Source organism: Komagataeibacter saccharivorans, assembly GCF_003207825.1.
Classification (GTDB): domain Bacteria; phylum Pseudomonadota; class Alphaproteobacteria; order Acetobacterales; family Acetobacteraceae; genus Komagataeibacter; species Komagataeibacter saccharivorans.
On sequence record NZ_NKTY01000004.1, the window covers coordinates 176,422 to 182,650 of the forward strand.

The 6,229-nt window shown below is 61.7% G+C and carries 6 protein-coding genes; 3 read left to right on the forward strand and 3 right to left on the reverse strand.

The window, feature by feature from the left end; all coding sequences use genetic code 11:
- Positions 1-20 precede the first annotated feature (20 nt).
- Positions 21-1,262 carry an LL-diaminopimelate aminotransferase gene (locus tag CFR79_RS04620; protein WP_102325584.1) on the reverse strand — a complete coding sequence of 414 codons (1,242 nt, stop codon included), beginning with the start codon at positions 1,260-1,262 and terminating at the stop codon, positions 21-23.
- A gap of 85 nt (positions 1,263-1,347) precedes the next feature.
- Positions 1,348-2,361 carry a hypothetical protein gene (locus CFR79_RS04625; RefSeq protein ID WP_110547075.1) on the reverse strand — a complete coding sequence of 338 codons (1,014 nt, stop codon included), beginning with the start codon at positions 2,359-2,361 and terminating at the stop codon, positions 1,348-1,350.
- A 197-nt stretch (positions 2,362-2,558) separates the two neighbouring features.
- On the opposite strand from CFR79_RS04625, the gene CFR79_RS04630 reads away from it, so the two are divergent.
- Together CFR79_RS04630 and CFR79_RS04635 are read left to right on the forward strand one after the other, a co-directional pair.
- A complete protein-coding gene (locus CFR79_RS04630) occupies positions 2,559-3,233 on the forward strand; it encodes an ATP-dependent Clp protease proteolytic subunit (protein WP_102325586.1) in 675 nt (224 codons plus the stop codon).
- 205 nt (positions 3,234-3,438) lie between these two features.
- Positions 3,439-4,443: a ferritin-like domain-containing protein gene (locus CFR79_RS04635; protein WP_102325587.1), complete on the forward strand. Its 1,005-nt coding sequence runs from the start codon at positions 3,439-3,441 to the stop codon at positions 4,441-4,443.
- Positions 4,444-4,492: 49 nt separating this feature from the next.
- Here the strand turns inward: CFR79_RS04635 and CFR79_RS04640 are convergent, their stop codons facing one another.
- Positions 4,493-5,014, reverse strand: a complete 522-nt coding sequence (locus tag CFR79_RS04640; RefSeq protein ID WP_110547076.1) for a hypothetical protein — start codon at positions 5,012-5,014, stop codon at positions 4,493-4,495.
- A gap of 377 nt (positions 5,015-5,391) precedes the next feature.
- On the opposite strand from CFR79_RS04640, the gene CFR79_RS04645 reads away from it, so the two are divergent.
- Positions 5,392-5,949, forward strand: a complete 558-nt coding sequence (locus CFR79_RS04645; RefSeq protein WP_102325689.1) for a cytochrome b — start codon at positions 5,392-5,394, stop codon at positions 5,947-5,949.
- Positions 5,950-6,229: the final 280 nt, after the last annotated feature.

A 6,229-nucleotide genomic window follows, 5' to 3' on the forward strand; every position in this document is an offset into this window, starting at 1 on the left:
TCCGTCAACCGATAGGGCAGTCATGAATGGGCGGACTGGGTGCCAGCCAGCGGGGCAGCCTGCTGCGTGGTGGGGGCGATGCCGCCATGCTCAGCCATGAAATGGCGGATGGAGCGGCAGGCCTGACGCAGGCGCTGGGTGTTTTCCACCAGACCGATGCGCACGAAACCTTCGCCATATTCGCCAAAGCCCAGGCCGGGGGCCACGGCGACGCCAGCTTCTTTCAGCAGCAGCTTGGAAAAGCCGACGCTACCCAGTTCGCGGAAGCGTTCGGGAATGGGCGCCCATGCGAACATCGACCCTTCGGGGGAGGGCACGTCCCAGCCCGCCGAATGCAGGCCCTGAATGAGCACATCGCGGCGCTTGCGGTAAATATCGCGGATTTCCGCGACACAGTCCTGCGGCCCGCTGAGGGCGGCGACGGCGGCGACCTGAATGGGGGTGAACGCGCCGTAATCCAGATAGGACTTGATCCGGGTCAGCGCCGAAATCAGATGCGGATTGCCCGCAGCAAACCCCATGCGCCAGCCCGCCATGGAATAGGTCTTGGACAGGGAGGTGAACTCCACCGCGATGTCCTTCGCACCCGGCACTTCCAGAATGGAAGGGGGAACCTTGTCGCCAAAATAGATCTCGGCATAGGCAAGGTCGGACAGGATCCAGATTTCGTGCTTGCGGGCAAAGGCCACAAGCTTGCGGTAGAAATCAAGGTCGGCCAGATACGCCGTGGGATTGGACGGGAAATTGACGATCAGCGCCGTGGGCTTGGGCACGGAATGGCGCACCGCGCGGTCCAGCGCTTCCAGCATCTCATCATCCGGCGTCGCGGGAATCGAGCGTACGGACGCCCCGGCGATGATGAAGCCGAACTGGTGAATGGGATAGGACGGGTTGGGCACCAGAATGGTGTCGCCCGGACTGGTGATGGCGGAAGCAAGGTTGGCCAGCCCTTCCTTGGACCCGAGGGTGGCGATCACTTCGGTTTCCGGGTCCAGCTTCACGTTGAAGCGGCGCTCGTAATACCCCGCCAGCGCGCGGCGCAGGCCGGGAATGCCACGGCTTACGGAATAACGGTGGGCGCGCGGGTCGCTTACGGTTTCCACCAGCTTCTGCACGATGTGCGGCGGGGTGGGGGTGTCCGGATTGCCCATGCCCAGATCAATAATATCCTCCCCCCGCGCTCGGGCCTGGGCCTTGGCCTTGTTGACTTCGGCGAAGACATAGGGCGGCAGGCGGCGGATACGATGAAATTCTTCGGTCATGGGACGCTCTGTTGAGGGCACGCGGCGCGCGCCGGGTTGAAATCAGGTCGTATGGCGACCCCGTCAGGCGGGGCCGGATCGCACTCTAGCGCACGACGGCAATTCTTGCACCATTGCCAAAGGCATGGGCATGCACCGCAATGCGGTCGGCCGGCACGCCGCGCGCCAGCAGCAGGCCGGTCAGCGTGCGCGTGCGCAGTATGGCAAGGTTCAGGGCCGCGGCCTGTCCCTGCGCCGTGGCGGTGGCGGCATTGCCATAGCCGTTCACGATTACGAACCGGTTGCCACGCCCCTTCAGCACGGCGTTGACGACATCTTCCTCCCCTTCCTCGATCCGGTCGGAGCCGGGCAGGAACTGTACGGATTCGCCATCATCGGGGGATGCGATGTTGTAGGCGGGCAGGTCCATGCCATCGCGTTGCGCGTTGTCGGGCAGGGCGATGCCCCCGACAGTGGGCAGTTCCGGCGGGCCATCGGGTATCTGCGGCAGGTTGGCGGGCAGGGCTTCGGGCTGGTCGGGGATGGTGGTCGTGACTTCCGGCATGACCAGATGGCCCGCGCTGTCACGCACGGGTTCCGCCTGTCGGGACATGCCCCGCGCGGACCCGCCCGTGCCGGATGACGTTGCAGGCTGCGGGCCACTGTTTGTCCCGGCGGGTGGCGGCCTGTCGGCGGTCTTGAGGGAGGCTGACTGGCTCCCCTTCGTCCGGGCGGTGGGAATGGGCGGAATATCCGCGACCGAGGGCATGTCCCCCATGATCGCGTCCTGCCGCTGGTTGAGTTCGCGCTGCGCCTCCAGATCGGCGGTAATGTCTTCGCGCAGGTCCTGCGATGGCAGTTCGGGGGCTTTGTGCGGGCCAAGTCCGACCTTGGGGTAGGCTTCATGCGCGCCGGGCGGGGGCGGTCGCTGCTGACCGATCACGCCGCCCTGATACTCATGGTACCAGTCGCTGATGGTGTCGACCGTATCCTGATGATGTGCGCATCCCGCGACACCCGTGCCGAGCAGGGCAAGTAGGGCAACCCGTGAAGCGATGGCGAATCCGCATGGTGGAAAAAAAAATCTTCCCGGACTTGGCGATGGTGCCGGCTTTCCCAATCTCTAGCTCCCGTGGCCTTTCACGGCCCGTACACAACATGACCGGGGCAAACTAGCCTGCAATCCCGATCTTAGCGAGAGGGGGCGTGCCACCTGATCCATCTTGCCCGATTGCAAGGTCGGGACTTGGCACCGGACGCAAGGCAGCGCAGGATAAGGTCATGACCAGGCCAGTCCCGGAGAATAGGGAGAACCCGATGAACGGCATGCAGCCGAAACACCGCGTCCGTATGGATGATGAAGATCCCAGGGATCCCGATATCCCCGAACCCCAGGGTCCCGAAACCGAGGAACCTGATCGTAACCGTACGCTCTCGTCCCCCATCGGGGAGCTGGAAAGCCGCCTGTTCGACCAGCGCAAGGTGCTGGTGTTCGGCCCGATCAACGACAAGATCGCCCGTGACGTAACGGGCCGCCTGCTGGCGCTGGCCGGTACGTCGGACAAGCCGATCGACGTGTATGTCAATTCGCCCGGCGGCCATGTCGAAAGTGGTGACACCATCCACGACATGATCCGCTTTGTCGATTCGATTGCCCCGGTCAACATGATCGGCACCGGCTGGGTCGCATCCGCTGGCGCGCTGATTTTTGCAGCCGGCCATCCGGATCGTCGTTTCTGTCTGCCCAATACGCGATTCCTGCTGCACCAGCCGATGGGCGGCGTGCGCGGGCCCGCCACCGATATTGATATCGAGGCGCGGGAAATCGTGAAAATGCGCGAACGCCTCAACCGTCTGTTCGCTGACGTGACCGGGCAGCCTTACGAGAAAATCTGCAAGGATACCGACCGCAACTACTGGATGTCCGCCCCCGAGGCGATCGAATACGGGCTGGTGACGCGCGTAATCGACAAAATCTCGGATCTGCATTGATCCAGGGCAAGGCGCACCTTTCGGCACGTTTCTAATGCTGGTGTTCCGTTTCGCGGGCAGGGCTTTGGTCTTGCCCGCGAATTCCAGATAACAGTTCTACGTTTCTTGTTGAGTATGATACCTAAACCGGCAACGAGGACGTCAGGCTGTTTGATGAATGCCACATCGGCCGGCGTAACCACACCGTTCCGAGCAGCGAGCCGACATGACGAAATCACTTTCTGACATCTATACAAACCTGCCCGAAGCCCGCGATGCGGGAACCGCCACGCCCGACGCCGTGGCCAGGGCCGATTTCAACGCCCGCCACTGGTCCAGTCCCGTTGCCGGCCCGCTCCAGCCCGGATCGGCGGAGCATAAGAAGGCGGTTGCGGACATGTTCCGCGATACCTTCAACCCCTACAAGCCGTCGGTCATCGAATGGCCGAAGCTGGACCCCGAAACGCTGAAGCGCGTGACGTCGCTGCCGATCTGGGACATTGCCGTCCAGACCGAAGGCAAGGCCCGCCTGCGCATGGCCGCCTATGCCCGTCTGATCGAGGACCCCGACATGAAGGATGCCCTTTCACGCAATGCGTGGGAGGAAAACCGCCATAAGGAAGTCCTGTCCAAGATGGTGGAAGCCTATGGCATCCCGCTGGCGTCCGAACCGCCTTACATTGAGCCGCGCGACGTGGAATGGGCCTATATGGTCACCGGCTTTTCTGAATGCGTGGACAGTTTCTTCGCGTTCGGCCTGTTCGCCATTGCCCGTAAATCCGCTTTCTTCCCGCCCGAACTGATCGAGACGTTCGAGCCGGTGATGCAGGAAGAATGCCGTCATATCCTGCTGTTCGCCAACTGGCTGGCCTGGCACCGTGCCGTCATGCCGCTGTGGCGTCGCCCGTGGTTTGAACTGCGGGTGATCGGCGTGTGGCTGTTCCTGCTGTATGAACGGCTGGGCATGGTCACGACATTCGATGCGGATGGCAACACGCACGAGCAGGACAACAACTTCACCGTAAACGGCACGAAGGATGTGGCGAATGTCGATGTTCCGCTGCGGGACATGATCGACATCTGCCTGATCGAAAATGAGCGCCGTTTCGCGGGTTACGATCCGCGCCTGCTGCGGCCGAAGCTTGCGCCCAACCTTGCGCGCTTCATCCGCTTCTTCCTCAAGCGCACGCCCGAAAGCGCGCAGCTTGAAAGCCAGCCCGGCGCGGCCTGAATGGCTCTGGTCCCTCACTCCCCGCCGGGAGGTGAGGGACCGTCGTTTTCTAGCCCAGTGTAGGGGTTACGATCCCGACCCCGAAATCAAGCTGGCCCAGATAGGCCACGCGGGTAGCAGGCACAATGTCGCCTATGCGACCATCCGTGATGCGGGCATAGCCGAATACCTTGCTTTCCTCCTCCGATGAGGAGCCGATGGCCAGCCCGGCGAACTGCTTGCCGCTTTCATCCTTGAGCTGCCACACATCCCCCCGCACGACCGCATCGTATTTGTAGCGGAAACCGGGCACGATCCGGGTCAGGATCAGGGGCATGGCCTCGGTCACGTCGAGCGCCGTACGCACGAATTCCGCGCAGCTTTCATCCGGCGCAAAATAGCCGCGTGCGTCCTTTGTCATGAGAATCAGGCCCGGCGTGGTTCCTTCCGGCGAGACGAGGCGGCTGCGGATGACCAGTTTCTGGTCATCGCGTGAGATTTCCGATGCAAGCATAACGGTGCCCATCCCTGCCGCCAGCAGGTCAGGCACGACGATCATCTGTGTCAGGGGAAGGGTGGCGAGCGTGGTCATCTCTCATTCTCCATCAGGGCATCTGTCAATAACGGACAGGGCAGACTGTGCGCTCCGTTATATGTCATGACAACCGCGTGGAGGCCGGGGGTTCCCATGCAGCATGGCACGGCCGCGCCGGACGCGTGGCGGACATGGACCTGCTGATGGCTCTGGCCACAATATCATTGGCGATATGGTGTGCGATGGCCCTATAGATCAATCGACCGCAATGCGGAATGATTCAGCCGTGAGACAAGGCGGAGCAGGGGACGGAATGTTGGATTATGGGTGCAGTAACCGGTCGGTGGTACAGGTGGGTATGACCCTTTTCAGCTTTTTCGTGCCTGCGTGGCGGACAGGTGTCTGCCCGTCCTGTGCAGCATAAGGTGACCGGCATGACCCCGTCCGATATTCCGGCATCCCCCATGCCCGTCCGTTACAGTCGGGAAACCCGCTGGCTGCACTGGATCACTGCGCTTCTCGTGCTTGAACAGTTTGTCGTGGGACAGGTGGGATGGCACCTGATGGACCGCACCGCGCCGCTGCGTCCGTGGCTGGTTGCCACCCATACGTCGCTTGGGGTGCTGCTCGCGGCCGTATTCGTAACGCGCATCGCGTGGGGACTGACGGGCGGGCGGGCGATCCGCTTTCCCGTCGTGAGTGTCCAGGACCGGATCGCGCGTGGCGTCCATCTCCTGCTGTATGTGCTGCTGGGGGGCGAGATTGCGCTGGGTTACATGGCGCGCTGGTCCACCGGGCATCCCGTAATGGCGTTCGGCGTGCCGATCAATGCGCCGTTTGCGGCCATGCCCCATGCAACCCACGTCTTTTTTTCGCGGTTGCATCATTGGGATGCCTGGCTGCTTTTGTGGGTGGCCCTTTTTCATGCCGGTGCGGGTTTCTATCACCTTCTGTTCTGCCGGGACCGTGTTTTTCAACGGATGCTGCCCTGAAAACCGAATTCGGAATGATCTGGTATCGTTTCAGGAAAGTGAATACCCGTACAGATTCCAAGATGATTCCAAGTATAAAATAGGAACATATGCCTATATATTCGAATTCGCCAAGCCTTTGAAAGTCGCGAGAAAATTGTTGTTTTCATCCGTTTGGACGTGATTGGGATGAAGCATATATAGAAGTGGCCCCCATTTTTCGGACAGGGCGGTAAGCTATCATCTGGCCTGAACGAGGACGGGTTTTATGGGCAAGGTTACGCGGAAACGGTATGCGGCG